Genomic DNA, 15342 nt, shown 5'->3' with positions numbered 1-15342 from the left:
GGTCGCGGTCCGCCGGGCCGTTGGTACTGTCGTCGCTGATCCGTGTGTGCACGAAGGGACCGGGCGACCACATGGCCGTGGACGAGCTGGACACCCGCATCCTGCGGCTGCTCATCGAACAGCCGCGGACCAGCGTGCGCGAGTACGCCCGCCTGCTCGGCGTCGCCCGCGGCACGCTGCAGGCGCGCCTCGACCGGCTGGAGCGGGACGGCGTGATCACCGGCACGGGACCCACTCTCTCCGCCGCCGCGCTGGGGCACCCGGTCCTCGCCTTCGTGCACATCGAGGTCACCCAGGGCCACCTCGACGACGTGGGCGACGCGCTGGCCGCCGTGCCCGAGATCGTCGAGGCCTTCTCGATCACCGGCGGCGGCGACCTGATCACCCGGGTCGTCGCCCGGGACAACGCGCACCTCGAGGACGTGATCCAGAAGTTGATCAGCCTGCCCGGGGTGGTCCGCACCCGCACCGAGGTGGCTCTGCGCGAACGCGTGCCGCACCGGCTCCTGCCGCTGGTGCAGTCGATCGGGCGGACGGCCGCGAGGTAGCCGTCTGCGCCGTGCCCGTGCGGTCACCGTCGCGTCCCGCACGCGTCCCTGCTCGGCCGCGCCGACGGGACACGGCGATCCGCACGGGGCGTTACGCGACCCCGGTGTGCGGCCGGGCCCGGGCGCTCTAGGAGCGGCGGCGGGGCTTGCCGCCGCCGGTGCCGCGCCGGCCGGCGCCGCCCTTCGTGCCGCCGCCGCTCCTGCCGCCGCCTGCGCCCTTCGCGCCGCCGCTGCGGCCACGGGCACCGCCGGCTCCCCCGCCGGACTTGCGGGGTGCGCCCCCCGGCTGCGGCTTGCGCGGCTGACGCTCCTTCGCCGGGGTCGGCTGGGCTCGCCCGCGCGTGCTGTTGACCGTGCGGCCACGGACGATCCCGATGAAGTCCTCGACCAGGTCGGTGGTCGCGTCCTCGGGCCAGGCGAGCGCGACCTCCGACCCGGGGGCGTCGACGACCGTGCGGTAGGTCAGGTCGCGGCGGTGATGCAGGCGGGCCAGGGACTGCGGCACGACCAGGACGCCGATGTCCGCCGCGACCAGCTCGATCGCGTCCTCGGTGGTCGCGGGGCGTTCGAACGCAGCCTCGCCGGGCGGCCGGTCCCAGCCGAGGACGTCGTCGAGGGGATGCACGACCACCTCGTCGGCGAGGTCGTCCAGGGTGATCTCCTCGGCGGCGGTGATCACGTGGTCCTTGGGGACCACGACGACGGTCGTCTCCGTGTAGAGAGGGATCGCGCTGAGCACCGTCCGGTCGACGGGAAGGCGCACCAGGGCCGCGTCGGCGACACCCTCGCGCAGGGCGTCGCCGGCCTCGGCGGCGGTGACCTGGAGAAGGGTGAGGGGGACGTCGGGCAGGCGCTCCTGCCAGATCCGCACCCACTTGGCGGGCGTCACTCCGGGGACGTACGCGAGCCGGAACGAGGGGGAGTCCGCCGAGTCGGTCATCCCGCCAGGTTACCGGCTGTGGTCACCGCCCGTGGTCGGCGTCCTCGTCGGCGGCCGATACCCTGGACCGCATGAAGTCGCAAGCGAGCACCCAGACGATGAAGGCCGCCACCGCGGCGAAGAAACTGGGTGTGTACCTCCCCGCCACGCCCGCCGAGTTCCAGGAGGGCGACGTCTCGCGCACCGAGCTGAACGAGCTGCAGGCGAACCCGCCCGAGTGGCTGGTGAAGCTGCGCGAGAACGGTCCGCACCCGCGTCCGGTGGTCGCGGCCAAGCTGGGCGTGTCCATCGCGGGCCTGGCCCGGGGCGGGGTGACGGAAGCGCTGACCTCCGAGCAGATCGACGCGCTGAAGGAAGCGAAGCCGCAGTGGCTGGAGAAGGAGCGCGCCACGCAGGCCGACGTCCGCAAGGAGACCGCGCGCCTCAAGAAGCGGGACGCCGAGCGGGCCGAGGACTGACGCCCCACTTCTCGTCACCGAGCCTCGCCCCCGCGCCGTCGCTGTGACTACCATCTGGGCAGGTTCACCGACGTGGGTGTTTCGATGTTGCTGGGGGTTGGGATGGTTGCTGGTCGTGTGGTGCGCTTCGACAGTCAGCGGGGTTACGGGTTCATCGCTCCCGACGACGGCGGGGAGGATGTCTTCCTGCACGTCAACGACATGTTGATGCCCGAGTCCCAGGTGCGCCGGGGCATCGTGGTGGAGTTCGAGATCGAGGACGGCGACCGCGGCCCCAAGGCGTCCGGGGTGCGGCTCGCGCGGGGCGAGGACGGCAAGCCGCTCGCCGCCGACGACGACGTCCTGTGCGACGTCCTCAGCACGGACGAGTTCGTGCGGGACGTGACCGAGGCCCTGCTGACGGCGGCGCCCTCGCTCACCGGCGAGCAGATCGTGCAGGTCCGCACCGGGCTGGCGCAGTTCGCCAAGAACCACGGCTGGGTCGAGGGCTGACCCGACTGCCCGCAAGCCCCCTCTCGGGCTCTTTCCCCAGGTTGCCGCCCGTACGGGCCCGTTGTCAGTGGCCTCCTCTACAGTTCCCGTCACTTGATCACTGCGGGTGCGGGAGGCACGCATGGGGTGGGTGTCGGCCGGCGACTACGAAGTCGCCCTCGAGGACGGCAAGGTGGTGTGCCGCAACGCGGCCGGACGCCGCTTGAAGTCCGTGCCGCCGAAGATCGCCGACGATTCGGCGGTGGTGGGGCTGCGCCAGCTCACCGAGTGGCTGGAACGGCACGAACGCCGGTGCCTGGCCGACGTCGAGCGCTGGATGGTGCGTTCGCTTCCGGTTCCGTTCGCGGTCGTCGCGCGGGTGTGGCCCGACCCGGCGTGGCGGTCCGCCCTGCGTGACCTGGTCGTCACCGGGGCCGACGGCGAGGTCGCCGGGTTCCTGCGGGACGCCGACCTGGAGCGCGGCCTCGGTCTGGTCGACCTCGACGGCGACACCGTGCGCCTCCTCCCCGACCTGGTCCGGCTCCCGCACCCCGTGCTCCTCGACGACCTCGAGGAGCTGCGGGAGTTCGCCGTCGAACTCGGCGTCGAGCAGCGCGCCCAGCAGCTCTTCCGCGAGGTGTGGAAGCGGCCCGCCGCGCTCGACGCGCAGGACACGGCCGTCGAGGAGTACGCGGGCGGCGCCTTCAAGGAGCAGCGGTTCCTGCACGGCCGGGTCACCCAGCTCGGCTACCGCGTGCGCGGCGGTCACGCCGTCTGTTCCGTGCTGGAGGACGGCCGGACCGTCGAAGCCCGGGTGTGGGTCGGCGACTACGAGGGCTACGAGGAGGCGGAGACCGGCCCCCTCGTGTTCACCGACTCCGCAGGCCGGGTGCTCAAACTCGGTCAGGTCGGGCCGGTGGCCTGGTCGGAGGGCATGCGGATGGCGGCCGCGCTGTACGCGGGCCGCGACGTCGAGGACGAGGAGCGGGCGGCATGACGACCTACGACGAGGCCACCGCGGCCGCACTCCTCGACGCCGGCGCCGTCCTGCCCCCGGGCACCACGAGCCGGGAGGACGCCGACACCCTCACGGTCCGCTCGTACACCCATCCCGCCCTGGGTGACCGGCCGGTCGTACGGCTCGTGCCGGACACCCTCGGCGACGCCGAGGACCTGGCTCTGGACTTCCTCGGGCTGACCCGCCGGGCGGAGACGCCCGGGGTCGGTCAGGTGCGCCGGGAGACGCTCGGCTTCCCCGCCTGGGCGCTGGTCAACGACCCGGCGAACGGGCACCACGCACTGGCGCTGGTCAAGGACGTCGAGCGGCTCGCCCGGCAGGCCAAGTCCCGTCCCGGCACCGCCAAGGACGGCTTCGAGGAGCTCGGCGCCCGGCTCGGCCGGGCCGTGCCGCACTTCCTGCCCACTTTCTACGAGCAGGCGGCCCGCGTCTTCCTGCAGTACGAGAACACGACGTACGCCTCCGCGTTCTTCGGCAAGGCCCGCGAGGCGGAGCGGGTGCACGCGCTGGCGGTCGACGAGGAGCGGCAGCGGGCCGTGTTCCTGGAGTTCGCCTTCGCGGGGGCGCTGACCGTCAAGGCGCTGAAGGAGCACGTCAAGGCGCTCGCCGCACGGCTCGATCCGGCCGCGGCCTGGGCGCAGTTCCGGCAGTTGACCGTGGAGCGCTGCGCGGCCGGCATGCCGCCCTACGCCTCACTGCCGCAGGACGCGCGCCAACTGATCAAGGCCGCCGGTCTCGACCGGGTGGGCGAGGAATGCGCCCTGGTCGCCGACCTGCTCGCGTCGCCCGCGGCGGTCCGTGCCCCCGCGTCCTTCTGGAACGCCTACCGGCCGACGCTCGCCGCCCTCGCCGGGCAGCGGCCCGAGGTACGCGGGCGCCTGCTGGAGATCATGCCGGCCGGCCTGGGCCGCTCGGTCGAGGACGACGAGTTCTGGCTGGCGCTGCTCGTGGAGTGCGGGGCCGACCGGCTCCTCACCGGCGAGGAGGCGGCCGGGGTCGACGCAGCGGACTGGCTCGGCCGGTGGGCGCTGCACCGCAAGCACGGCGGGAACGTCGGCGACCGCTCCCCGGCGACCCTCGCCCTCGTCGAGCGGATGGCGCCGCACCTGCGTGAGCAGGGCCGTCCCGTGGACCTGTGCACGGGTCGCTGGCGGTCCGGCGCCGACGTGGACCTGCTGGACCTGTGCGCGGCGCAGGGCGTGCCGCTGACGCTGCCCGGCCCGGACGAGGTCGTCTTCCTCTCCCTGGACGGCTGGATCGGCAGGCCCGGTCCCGGGCGGCGCGACCTGACGGCGATGGCGGCCGACCCGCGCCTGCGGCGGCTGCTGTACGCCGACATCGGCACCGTCAAGGACCACCGGCTCGCCGACGGGGTGCTGGACGGTCTGGCCGCGCACCCCGTCCTCGGTGACGTCCTGCGCGAGTGGCTGGAGGACGCGGCCGGGGAACTGACGGCGGCGGTCGGCCTGCCCGCCGCGCGGGCCGCCCTGGAACGCCTGCGCCCCTTCCGGGCGGTGGCCGCCCGGGTGAGCCCGGCGGCGGTGGCCGCGGTCGCCGCCCACGAGGTCGCCCCCCTGCTCGGCCACACGCTGCGCGCCGGCATCCTCGACGAACTGGGCTGGCCCGCGCTCGACGAGGCGCTGCGCCGGCTCGACGCCGAGACCAGGTCCGGCCGCGACCACGACAACCCGATGACCGTCCACGAGGCGTGGCCCGCGCTGATCGTCTCCCGCGAGCACAAGGTGTTCGTCGTCGGCCCGCAGGAGATCCTGCTCGAGCACGACCTGCGGCTGCCCGTCGAGCCGGACCGCTGGCAGCGCCCGGCGTTCCGCTACACGGACGGCGAACTGCTGGTGATGTGGCGGCAGGACGGCAAGCAGTTCGGGTACTGGTCCGCCCGCCCGGCCGACGTGTTCCCGCTCGGCGGCGAGCAGATCCCCCACTACTGGTACGGCGGCTCCGACGCGGGCGCCCCCTCGATCCCGCTGCCGGGCGGCGGCCGGGCCACCGGCGGGCGCACCCTGCACGCCGGCGACACCGTCCTGCCGGCGGGCCGGCGTGTCCTCTGCGACGGCGTCTCCCTGTGGCGCCAGGGCAGGGAGGGCCGCCGGCAGGTGTGGCTCGAGTACGACCCGGCGAGCGGCACGCACGGGCGTGCCTCGCTGCCCGCGTTCCTGCAGTCCGGCATCCGGGAGGACGCGACGCTGCGCCAGGAGCAGTGCCAGGTGCTGCCGCTCCGACCGGGCCTGGAGCAGAGCCCGTTCGGCACGGACGGCACGGTGCTCGGGCGCTGGGTGCGCACCGAGGGCGAGGGCACCGAGGCACGCACGGTCGCCGGCACGCCGGACGGCCGGACGGTGGCCCTTGCCCGGGCCGACGGCCGGGCGCCCGGCGAACTGCTCGGCGCGCTGCGCCTGCCGGGCGGCGCCGAGCCGGTGGCCGTCGGCCTGCACCGGCAGATCGCCCTGTACGCGGGTGACGATCCGTCGGCGGCGGGCGAACTCGGCCGGGTGACGCCGATGGAGCGCGGCGGCGAGTTCGCCGCCGGCACCCGGTTCGTCCCGCCGGTCGACTTCTGGCACGCGCTGCGTCCACGCGACGAGGCCGCGTCGGCCGTGCTGCGCGCGCTGACCGACGAGCAGGCGGCCGGCCTGGTACGGGCCGCGACCGAGGCGCTGGCGCGACGGCGGGAGACGCTGGCGGCGGCCGGGGCGGTCGACGGAACCACGGACGCCCGGGCCGTCGTCCCGTCCGCCGACGAGGTCCTCCGGCAGGTCGTGTCCGCCGGCCTGCCCTCGCTCGACGACCCCGGGATCGTCACGGGCGTCGCCGCGCTGGTACGCGCGGTGCTGCGACTCGCGGAGTCGACCGCCTCCTTCGTGACGCCGCCGGCCGACCGGCCGAAGGCGCAGAGCCGACGCGTCCTCGGCATGTACGCCGACCTCGCGCCCGAGCACGGGGACGACCACACACTGCGCGAGGCCACGGCCGGGCTCGCCCACACGCACGGCTGGTGGGGCGGCGAGGTGCGCTGGAGCGCACTGCGACAGATCCGCTCCCTCAACCACGTGCTGTCCGGGAACCCCGCCGACGGCACACCGCTGGGCGAGTCCTGCCGGTCCACCGGCGCCGCCGACGGGTGGCGCAGCGACGAGTTCACCGTTCCCGGCATCGGCCTGATGTGGACGCCGTTGCTGGACGTGCTGCGACCGCTCGCCTACCGCGCCGCCTCGCCGACGGTGACCGAGCCGCACCGCGAGGCGCTGCTCCTGCTGTGCGAGGCGGTGGCGGACGGGCCGCTCGCCGCCACCGGCGGCGCCCTGCGCGAGGTCGTGCTGAGCGAACCGCACGAGAAACAGGAGCGGGTGGGGCAGGTGCTGCGCCGCGACGGCCGCACCGTCGTCGTGCTCGGCTGTCAGAGCGTCGACCGGCAGGCCGGACGGGTGTACTGGCTCGCCCTGGACCACGACCCGGCCGGCGTCTTCGGCGCGATCGCCCACTTCACCCTGACGCAGGAGACCGCGCACCCGGCGGTGTTCCCCGCCGGGGCGTTGAGCGCGGTCACCGCACTCGTCCGGGACAAGGGCCCGGCGCCCTGGCAGCCCGGGGCGCCCGACGCGCTCGCCGACGCGACGGGCGGGGGGCTCGGAGCGATGCAGGCGGCTCTGCTGATCGCAGGCCGGCCTGCGCAGCTCACGGCGGAGGTGATCGCCGCTACCTGCCTGAAGCCACGTCAGAAGGAGCTCGGGGATGCCCTGTTGTCCTCGATCGGGGCGGCCGACCGGCTGGCTCTGGTCGGCGCGCTGCTGCCGGTGAACCCCGGCGACCTGTGGACGGCCGGACCGGACACGGAGGCGGCCGGCCGGGAGTGGGCCGAGCGGCTCGGCGGAGTCGTCCGGCTGCCGGAGGACCTCGCCGGGGAGCTCTCGCTCGCCGGGCTGCCCACCGCCTCCGTGGAGGAGGTCCTCAACCCGGGGCGCACCCCCTGGATCAGCCGCACCACCGTCCAGCGGCCGGACAAGGACGGCAACCTCGTGGCGGAGGACCCGGCGGCGCTGCCAGGCCGCAGCGAGCTGACCCGCGCCGTGGCCGCGCTGGCCGGCCTCGCCTACTCCCTGCCGTACGGGCACCCGCTGCGGATGCTCCTGCCGGAGGCGCTCGCCGCGCTGCGCCGCCGCTTCGCCGATCCGGAGCTGCTGCTCGACCTGGACGTCGCATGGACGGACACCGGCGCCTCGGCCGCGGCCGAACTGCGCAAGGCGTACGGGCTGCCCGCCGTGGGGGGCGCCGACGCGCACGGTCTCACGCACGCGGGCGAAGCGCTGGTGCTGCGCCCGTGGTACGGCGAACGGGAGACCGTGCTGGTCAGGTCGGGCGCGCTGCGCACCCCCGACGACCCGGTGTTCGGCCTGATGGAAGGACTCGTCGGCGAGGGCCGCGGGCATGGCATGCGGGCGCTGCGGACGCTCCTCGACGAGGAGCTCACCCGCGCGGTCACGGCCGGCGCCGACCCCGCGGGGGCTGCCGGGTACGCCCAGGATCCGCTCCTCGTCGTGCCCGAGCTGGTCGCCGAGGTCACGGCACACCACGGGCTGGGCGAGGACGCGGCGGCGCTCTACCTCCAACTGCTGGCACTGCCGGACCCCACGGACCGCAACTGCGTCCGCTGGACCGGATGGAAACCGGCCCGGACGAAGCGGGCCCGCGCCGAACTCGCGGCGAGCGGTCTGGTCGTCGAGGCCAAGCGGGCGCGCGCCGGGCGCACGTTGTTCCTGCCCTGCGGCTGGCTGGACCTCAAGTCCCCGGCACTGCCGGTGGAGTCGTGGAAGAAGGGGCTCTTCCCGATTCCCGCCTACGGGCGCGCCGTGCCGCTGGTGCCGGTGCCCGAGCTGTTCGCACGCGCGTGGGAACGCGTCCGCTCCGGTGACGCCCCGGCCTACGAGGAGCTCACCACCCGCGCCACCCGCAAGGGCCGCCGCCGATGACCACCGTCCCGTCCCCCCTGGAAGAGCGCGAGCCGATGACCGTCACCGCCCCGTCCTCCCCCGCCCCGTCCGCCGACCCGGTCCGCCAGATCGTCCCGCCCGAGGACCGGTACGCCGCCGAGCTGGCCTTCCTCGCCGCGTACGACGACGGGCCGCGGCCGCCCGCCTGGCGGCTCACCCCGCGTGCGGTGGTCACGTTCGTCATGGGCAGCGCGGGGCGTGCCCTGAAGCTCCCGGACGACGCGGAGACCCCCGAAGGGGTGCCGCGCCGGATGACGGTGGAGGGCAAGTTCGTCGGCGACCGCGCGCTGGTCGAACGGTGCGTGGTGACGCTCGCCGGCGAGCGCGGGCTGCTGCTCGTCGGTGAGCCGGGCACCGCCAAGTCGATGCTGTCCGAGCTGCTGTCCACCGCCGTGTGCGGCACCAGCGGCCTGGTCGTGCAGGGCACCGCGGGCACCACGGAGGACCAGCTCAAGTACGGCTGGAATTACGCCCTGTTGCTGGCGCAGGGACCGAGCAGGCAGGCGCTGGTGCCGTCGCCGGTGCTGACCGCCATGTCCCGGGGAGCCATCGCGCGCGTCGAGGAGGTCACGCGGTGTCTGCCCGAGGTGCAGGACTCGCTGGTCTCCCTGTTGTCCGAGCGGCGCATGGCCGTTCCCGAACTGGCGGGCACCGACGGCGCGTTGGCGCACGCCGCGCCCGGCTTCAACCTCATCGCCACGGCCAACCTGCGGGACAAGGGCGTGTCGGAGATGTCGGCGGCCCTCAAGCGCCGCTTCAACTTCGAGACGGTCGGCCCGATCCCGGACCTCGACGCGGAGACCGCGCTGGTGCGCAGCCAGGCGCGAGCCTCGGTGGAGCGGGCGGGCGCGCCCTTCCAGGTCGACGACGCGGTGCTGGAGGCGCTGGTCACCGCCTTCCGCGACCTGCGGGAGGGGCGGTCGGCGGAGGGCTGGGAGGTGGAGCGGCCGTCCACCGTGATGAGCACCGCCGAGGCGGTGTCCGTCGCGGGCGCGCTGGCCCTCGCCGCGGCCTACTTCCCCGGGGACCGCGACGTGCTGGGCCTGCTGCCGGGCCATCTGCTGGGCGTGGTGCGCAAGGACGACCCGGCCGACGCGGCCCGGCTGCGGGGCTACTGGGACGGGCCCGTCCGACGCCGGGCCGAGCAGGGGTCCGCCACCTGGCGCACCCTGTGGGACCTGCGCACGGTCCTGGAGGGCTGACGACCGTGTCCCTCCACCCCACCACGGACCTCCCGGAGCCCTCAGACCTGCCGGACTCCCCCGGCTCCCTCAGTCACCTCACTCCCACCAGTCCTCTCAGCCCCACCAGTCCTCTCAGTCCTCTCGGCGGTCTCGCCACCCCCGACGAGGCTCTCGCCGTCCTCACCGACTCCGCCGGGCCCTGTCTCATCGGCGTCCGGCACCACGCGCCCTCGCTGGCCGCCGCCGTGCCCGCACTGCTGGACGAGGCCCGGCCGGACGTGGTGCTCGTCGAACTGCCCGCGGAGATGCAGGAGTGGCTGGGCTGGCTGGGGCACGAGGAGACGCGGGCCCCCGTCGCGCTCGCCGCCGCACCCGGCGACGGACGGGGCGGCGCGGGCCCGGCGTTCTACCCGTTCGCCGACTTCTCGCCGGAGCTGGCCGCCGTGCGCTGGGCCGCCCGGCACGGCGTCCCCCTGATCGCCTGCGATCTGCCGCTCGCGGACCGGGCGTGGGGCGCGGGGCGCGGCGGCGCGGCGCAGGGCGAGGCCCTCGGGCTGACCGGCGCGCTGCGGGCCGGACTCACCGGCCGCCCCGGGGACGATCTGTGGGACCGGCTCGTCGAGGCGGCCGCGCCGGGCTCGCCGCCGGAGGCGCTGCGCCGGGCGGCCCTGCTGACGGGGTGGGCGCTGCGCGAGGAGGCCGCCGCCGGCGGCGGGGTTCCGGAGCTGGACCTGCGGCGGGAGCGGTGGATGCGCTCGCGGATCTCCGAGGCCACCGTGCACGGCGAGCGGGCCGCAGTGGTCGTCGGCGCCTTCCACGCGCCGGCGTTGACCGGAGTAGCCCTCGCCGACGCGGGCGGGGACACGGACGGGCCGACGCAGCAGCGGGGGGCCGGGGCCGGGCGGGGCGACGCGTCCCCTTCCACGGACGGCGGCCGCGGCGGCGACACGGCCGGGCGGGCGGGCGCCTGGATCACCTCGCTCATCCCGTACGCCTACGCCCTCCTCGACGAACGGTCCGGGTACCCGGCGGGAATCCGGGATCCGCAGTGGCAGGAGACGGTGCTGCGGGCTGCGGGCGATCCGGCGGCGCTGGAGGAGGCGCTGGTCCGGGTCGCGGTGAGGATCTGCGCGGAGCTGCGCGGTCTCGGACATCCGTCGGGGCCGGCGGACGCGCGCGAGATCAGCCGGCTGGCCTCGGACCTCGCCCGGCTGCGCGGGCTGCCCGCGCCGGGCCGGGGCGAGCTGGTCGAGGCGGTGCAGACGGTCCTCGCGCAGGGCGAGCCCTATGGACGCGGGCGGGCCGTCGCACGGGCGATGGAACGCGTGCTCGTCGGGTCGCGCACCGGCCGGCCCGCACCGGACGCGCCGCGCTGCGGACTGGCCCCGGCGGTCGAGGCCGAGACGGCAGCGCTGGGCCTGCCGGGCCCGCAGGACAGCGCCGACCCGGCCAGGGATCTGCGGCTCGACCCGCTGCGGTCCGACCTCGACCGGCGCCGGGAACTGCTGTTGCGCCGGCTCACGGTGTGCGGGGTGCCGTACGGGGAGGCGAAGGAGGTGGTCGGCGCGGGCGGCGCGCAGGCCCTCACCTCGCGCTGGGACGTGCGCTGGACGCCGGCGACGGCGGCCATGCTGACGGCGGCCGGCGTACGGGGCGTCACCGCGGCCCAGGCCGCCGAGGGCGTGCTCCGGGAGCGCCTGCGCACGGAACGGGAGGAGGGCGGGTCGACGGCCGCCCAGGTCCTTCGGGGGCTCGAGGAGGCCGCGGAGTGCGGGTTGCCGGTGCTCGCGGACGAGCGGCTGGACGCCATCGCCGAGGTGCTGCCGCAGGCCGGCACCCTTCCCGAGCTCCTCGCCGGTCTCGCCCTGTCGGACCGCCTGCACGCCGGTCACGTGCCGGGGCTCGGCGCCGACGAGGGGCGGACGGCGCGGGCGGCCGCCGTGGCCGGGCTGCTCACCTCGGCGGCGGTCCGTCAGGTGGACGGGCTGACCGGGTCCGAGGATCCGGCCGACGCCCACGCGCTGCTGGAACTCGCGCACCGGGCCGACCTGTCGGGCGGGGTCCGGCTCACCGACGCGCTGGCCCGGTTGGCCGCCGACGGCTCGCCCCTGATGCGCGGCGCCGCGGGAGCCGTCCGGGTGCTGCTCGGACAGGAGGACCCGCGCGCCTTCGGCGACCGGGTCGCGTCCTGGGTGGACGGAGCCGTCGATCCCGGCTCCCGGGCGGCCCTGACCGCCCGGCTGAGCGGGCTGCTGACCGCCGCGGGCCCCCTGCTGGAGGCCGCGGAACCGGCTCTGACGCCGTTGCTCGACCGGGTCGCCGCGTTGCCCGACCGGGAGTTCCTGGACCGGCTTCCGGCGTTGCGGGGCGGTTTCGAGACCCTGAGCCCCGCGGCCCGCGACCGGCTCCTCGCCGCCGTCGAGGAGCGCCTCGGCACCCGGCACATCGGGGACACACGGGGCGTCGACCCGGCCGCGCTCGCCGTCTGGGCCGAGGCGGACCTGGTCGCGCGCGACGCCCTGCGCACGCTGGGCCTGCTGCCGGCGCGGGACGCCGACGTCCGGACGTCGCCCGCCGCGGAGCCCGCCGCAGCGCCGGCCGCGGCTGTCGTCCCTGACGCCGTCTCCGCCGGAAACGGACTCCGGTCGGCCGGGGGCGACGAGGACACGGCCCCCGACGAGAACATGTCCCCCGACCAGAACGCGTCCCCCGAGGAGGACCGTCGCCTCGCCGCCGACGACCGGTGGCGGCTCGTACTGGGGCGGCGCGCCGACCGACTGCCCGCGTCCGCCCGCTCGTTGGCGACGGCCCTGGACGAGCTGTACGGCAGCGGACGCGGCGAGGGCAGCAGAGGGGATCTGACGGGCCCGGGGACCGGCGGCGGGCGGGAGGCGCCGTATCCCGGTGCACGGGAGTGGTCGCAGGAGCTGGCCGCGCTGTTCGGACCGGGCATCCGGGAGGAGGTGCTGGCGGCGGCCGCGGCGTCGGGCCGCAAGGACGTCCTCGCGGAGCTGGACGCGGACAGCGTGCGCCCGTCCGTGGAACTGCTGCACACGGTGCTGCGGCACGCCGGCGGGCTTCCCGAGGCCCGGCTGGCCGCGCTGCGCCCGCTCGTGCGACGGCTCGTCGAGGAGCTGACGCGGGAACTGGCGACCCGGCTGCGTCCCGCCCTGCACGGCACGACGCTGCCGCGCCCGAGCCGGCGGCCCGGCGGCGGCCTCGACCTGCCGCGCACCCTGCGCGCCAACCTGACGACCGCGCGGCGCGGCCCGGACGGCGTCGTACGGGTCGTCCCCGAGCGCCCGGTGTTCCGCAGCCGGGCGCGGCGGGCCGCGGACTGGCGGCTGATCCTGGTGACGGACGTCTCCGGGTCCATGGAGGCGTCCACGGTGTGGGCCGCGCTGACGGCCTCGGTGCTGGCCGGCGTGCCGACCCTGTCGACGCACTTCCTGGCGTTCTCCACGGAGGTCATCGACCTCACGGGCCACGTCGAGGACCCGCTGTCGCTGCTGCTGGAGGTCAGTGTGGGCGGCGGCACGCACATCGCGGCGGGTCTGCGGCAGGCCCGCGAGCTCGTCACGGTGCCGTCCCGGACCCTCGTCGTGGTCGTCAGCGACTTCGAGGAGGGCTGTCCTCTCGGCGGGCTGCTCGCCGAGGTGCGGGCGCTCGTCGGGTCGGGCTGCCATGTGCTGGGCTGCGCGAGTCTCGACGACACGGGCCGGCCGCGCTACTCGACGGGCGTCGCCGGGCAGCTCGTCGCCGCGGGCATGCCCGTCGCCGCCCTCAGTCCGCTCGAACTCGCCCGCTGGGTAGGGGAGAAGATCGCATGAGCCCGGACCTGTTGCCTCCGGTCGCCCCGTCTGTCACCGCCGACCTGGTCGAGGCGCTGTCGCCGAGGCTGCGCAAGCGTCTGGACGCGGGCATCGCCAAGCTGACGGCTCGTCCGCTGGTCCGCGACGGGGACACCGTGCGGATCGCCGTCGACGACGACACCGACCTCGAACTGCACGCCCCGAACGGCATGGTGACCACCTCCGACGCCATCCGCTGCGGTTGCCTGCTGGCGCCGGACTGTCTGCACCGCGCGGCGGCGGCCTGCGCCGCGCCGGTGGCGCAGGACGCCCCGGCCGCCGTGGCGACGGCCCCGGCCGGGCAGGAGCCCCGGCCGGCACAGGAGGGCGCTCCCGGAGAAGGGCGGTCACCGCGGCCGGACGCGACGGCCGGGGCCGCCGCCCCCGACGCGCCCCGCACCGACGACCCGCCCGCGCCCGCCGCCGGGCCGCCCGACGCCGATCTGCCGTCGCCCGCTCAACTCATGGCCGCACAAGGTGTGTTCGACGCGGCGGCCGCCGTGCTCGACGCCGGGACGGACGGGTCCGGGGCGGTGCTCCAGGCGGCGTTGCTGCGTGCCGCGCACACCGCTCGACTCGCGGGACTGCCCCGAGCCGCGGCGGCAGCGGTCTCCGTGGTCACCGGGGTGCGCGCGGCCCGTTCCGCCGACCCGGCCTACCGGCTGCCCGAACTGGCGGACGCGCTGCGGGACGTCCTCGCCGTGGCACACCGTCTGCCGTCCGCGAGCGGCCCGGCGCTGGCCGAACTGCGGGGAACGGTACGACAGCCGTACACGCCGGACGGTTCGCTGCGCCTGTACGGCGTCTTCTCCGAGCCCGTCCTGACGGCGACCGGACACGCGGGCGCGGTCACCTGGACCGCCGACGCCGGGGGCCGCCTGTACACGGTCTCCGACGTGGCCCCCGGCGGGCCCGGCCGGGCGATCGGGGCCGCCGACCGGACCGTGCGGATCGGTGACACCGCTCTGACCCACCGTGAGCTGGCGCGCGCCGGCCTCGCGGTGTCCGGGGCGACCGTCTCCCCGACCGGCCGGCTCGGCGCGGGGGCCCGGGTGCGGGCGGTGCGTGCCTCGGGCGCCGACTGGAGTGCGCAACCGCTCGACCGGCTGTGGCGGGTCCCGGTCGCCGAGCAGGTCGCGGGCGCCCTGGCCGGTGGCCGTGACCTGCTGTTCCTCACGGTGACCCTCGCGGGCGCGGTCCGGGAGGCGACGGGCGACTGTCTGCTGGCCGACTGCGAGGGGCGTGCACTGCGGCTCGTCGCGGCGCACGACCACCCGGCCCTGCCATGTCGCGACAACCTCCGTCTGCTGGCCGCCGCCCGCGGCAGCCGCCTGCGGGTCGTCGTCCGGCTCACCCCGGGACCTCTCCCCCGCGCGCTGCTGCTCGCCGCCGAACACCCGAGCCGGTCCGACGCCCGGGTGGACCTGGGCCTGGACCGTCTCCGCCACGCCGACCTGCCCGCCGTGACGGTCTTCCCCGCACCCGCCTCGGCGCCTGCGGTGGACGAGGCTCCGCTGCACCTGCTGCGCCGGCGCGTGCAGCAGACCGTGTCCGGGGGCCGCCGAGTGCTGGCCTTCCCGGGCGGCGGGACCGGTGACGGCTCCCGGCTGCGCGGTGCGGGTCTCGGCACCGCGGGCGATCTGCTGGACGAACTGGGGGCCGCCGCCGCGGACCGCTCCCGCGACGCCTTCGGCCGACTGCTCCACGCCGACACGGGCCGTTTCGCCCGCGCGTGGCTGGCCTCGGCCCTCTACACCGGCGAGGTCGAACGAGCACTGTGCGCGGCTGCGTGGGGTACCGGCAGGGAGGTGGACGCCCCGGCGTTTTAGGTCAGGATCTGACCTCAATCGCTCCTACTGTGGTCCT

General features: G+C 76.0%; 9 protein-coding genes. 8 read left to right on the top strand and 1 reads right to left on the bottom strand.

Annotation, left to right across the window (positions count from 1 at the left end):
- The first annotated feature begins 71 nt into the window (after positions 1-71).
- Complete coding sequence (locus tag OHS82_RS37320) at positions 72-548, top strand: Lrp/AsnC family transcriptional regulator (RefSeq protein ID WP_057582582.1); 477 nt, start codon at positions 72-74, stop codon at positions 546-548.
- 127 nt (positions 549-675) lie between these two features.
- On the opposite strand, the gene OHS82_RS37315 is transcribed toward OHS82_RS37320, so the two are convergent.
- On the bottom strand, positions 676-1488 hold the full coding sequence (locus OHS82_RS37315) for a LysR family substrate-binding domain-containing protein (protein WP_328435448.1): 813 nt from the start codon (positions 1486-1488) through the stop codon (positions 676-678).
- A gap of 71 nt (positions 1489-1559) precedes the next feature.
- On the opposite strand from OHS82_RS37315, the gene OHS82_RS37310 reads away from it, so the two are divergent.
- The 7 genes from OHS82_RS37310 to OHS82_RS37280 all read left to right on the top strand — a co-directional run bounded on the left by OHS82_RS37310 (position 1560) and on the right by OHS82_RS37280 (position 15305).
- Positions 1560-1946 carry a DUF5997 family protein gene (locus OHS82_RS37310; RefSeq protein ID WP_328435447.1) on the top strand — a complete coding sequence of 129 codons (387 nt, stop codon included), beginning with the start codon at positions 1560-1562 and terminating at the stop codon, positions 1944-1946.
- Between the two features lie 102 nt (positions 1947-2048).
- Positions 2049-2438 carry a cold-shock protein gene (locus OHS82_RS37305; RefSeq protein WP_057582585.1) on the top strand — a complete coding sequence of 130 codons (390 nt, stop codon included), beginning with the start codon at positions 2049-2051 and terminating at the stop codon, positions 2436-2438.
- A 121-nt stretch (positions 2439-2559) separates the two neighbouring features.
- Positions 2560-3414 carry a DUF4132 domain-containing protein gene (locus OHS82_RS37300; protein ID WP_328435446.1) on the top strand — a complete coding sequence of 285 codons (855 nt, stop codon included), beginning with the start codon at positions 2560-2562 and terminating at the stop codon, positions 3412-3414.
- Positions 3411-8420, top strand: a complete 5010-nt coding sequence (locus OHS82_RS37295; protein WP_328435445.1) for a hypothetical protein — start codon at positions 3411-3413, stop codon at positions 8418-8420. The genes OHS82_RS37300 and OHS82_RS37295 overlap by 4 nt, the downstream gene beginning before the upstream one ends.
- A 35-nt stretch (positions 8421-8455) precedes the next feature.
- Positions 8456-9643 carry an ATP-binding protein gene (locus OHS82_RS37290; RefSeq protein ID WP_328436150.1) on the top strand — a complete coding sequence of 396 codons (1188 nt, stop codon included), beginning with the start codon at positions 8456-8458 and terminating at the stop codon, positions 9641-9643.
- A 5-nt stretch (positions 9644-9648) separates the two neighbouring features.
- Positions 9649-13455, top strand: a complete 3807-nt coding sequence (locus OHS82_RS37285; protein ID WP_443061817.1) for a DUF5682 family protein — start codon at positions 9649-9651, stop codon at positions 13453-13455.
- Positions 13452-15305, top strand: a complete 1854-nt coding sequence (locus tag OHS82_RS37280) for a hypothetical protein (protein ID WP_328435444.1) — start codon at positions 13452-13454, stop codon at positions 15303-15305. Before OHS82_RS37285 ends, OHS82_RS37280 begins: the two co-directional genes overlap by 4 nt.
- Positions 15306-15342: the final 37 nt, after the last annotated feature.

Origin of the sequence: Streptomyces sp. NBC_00425, from assembly GCF_036030735.1 — a bacterium.
Taxonomy (GTDB): domain Bacteria; phylum Actinomycetota; class Actinomycetes; order Streptomycetales; family Streptomycetaceae; genus Streptomyces.
This window is presented reverse-complemented; position numbering and strand designations above follow the sequence as displayed.

What these genes read in the sequence shown, in the direction of transcription:
- OHS82_RS37315 (WP_328435448.1), bottom strand. Translation starts at nt 1,488, where the DNA reads ATGACCGACTCGGCGGACTCCCCCTCGTTCCGGCTCGCGTACGTCCCC.
- OHS82_RS37300 (WP_328435446.1), top strand. Translation starts at nt 2,560, where the DNA reads ATGGGGTGGGTGTCGGCCGGCGACTACGAAGTCGCCCTCGAGGACGGC.
- OHS82_RS37280 (WP_328435444.1), top strand. Translation starts at nt 13,452, where the DNA reads ATGAGCCCGGACCTGTTGCCTCCGGTCGCCCCGTCTGTCACCGCCGAC.
- OHS82_RS37310 (WP_328435447.1), top strand. Translation starts at nt 1,560, where the DNA reads ATGAAGTCGCAAGCGAGCACCCAGACGATGAAGGCCGCCACCGCGGCG.
- OHS82_RS37295 (WP_328435445.1), top strand. Translation starts at nt 3,411, where the DNA reads ATGACGACCTACGACGAGGCCACCGCGGCCGCACTCCTCGACGCCGGC.
- OHS82_RS37320 (WP_057582582.1), top strand. Translation starts at nt 72, where the DNA reads ATGGCCGTGGACGAGCTGGACACCCGCATCCTGCGGCTGCTCATCGAA.
- OHS82_RS37290 (WP_328436150.1), top strand. Translation starts at nt 8,456, where the DNA reads ATGACCGTCACCGCCCCGTCCTCCCCCGCCCCGTCCGCCGACCCGGTC.
- OHS82_RS37305 (WP_057582585.1), top strand. Translation starts at nt 2,049, where the DNA reads ATGGTTGCTGGTCGTGTGGTGCGCTTCGACAGTCAGCGGGGTTACGGG.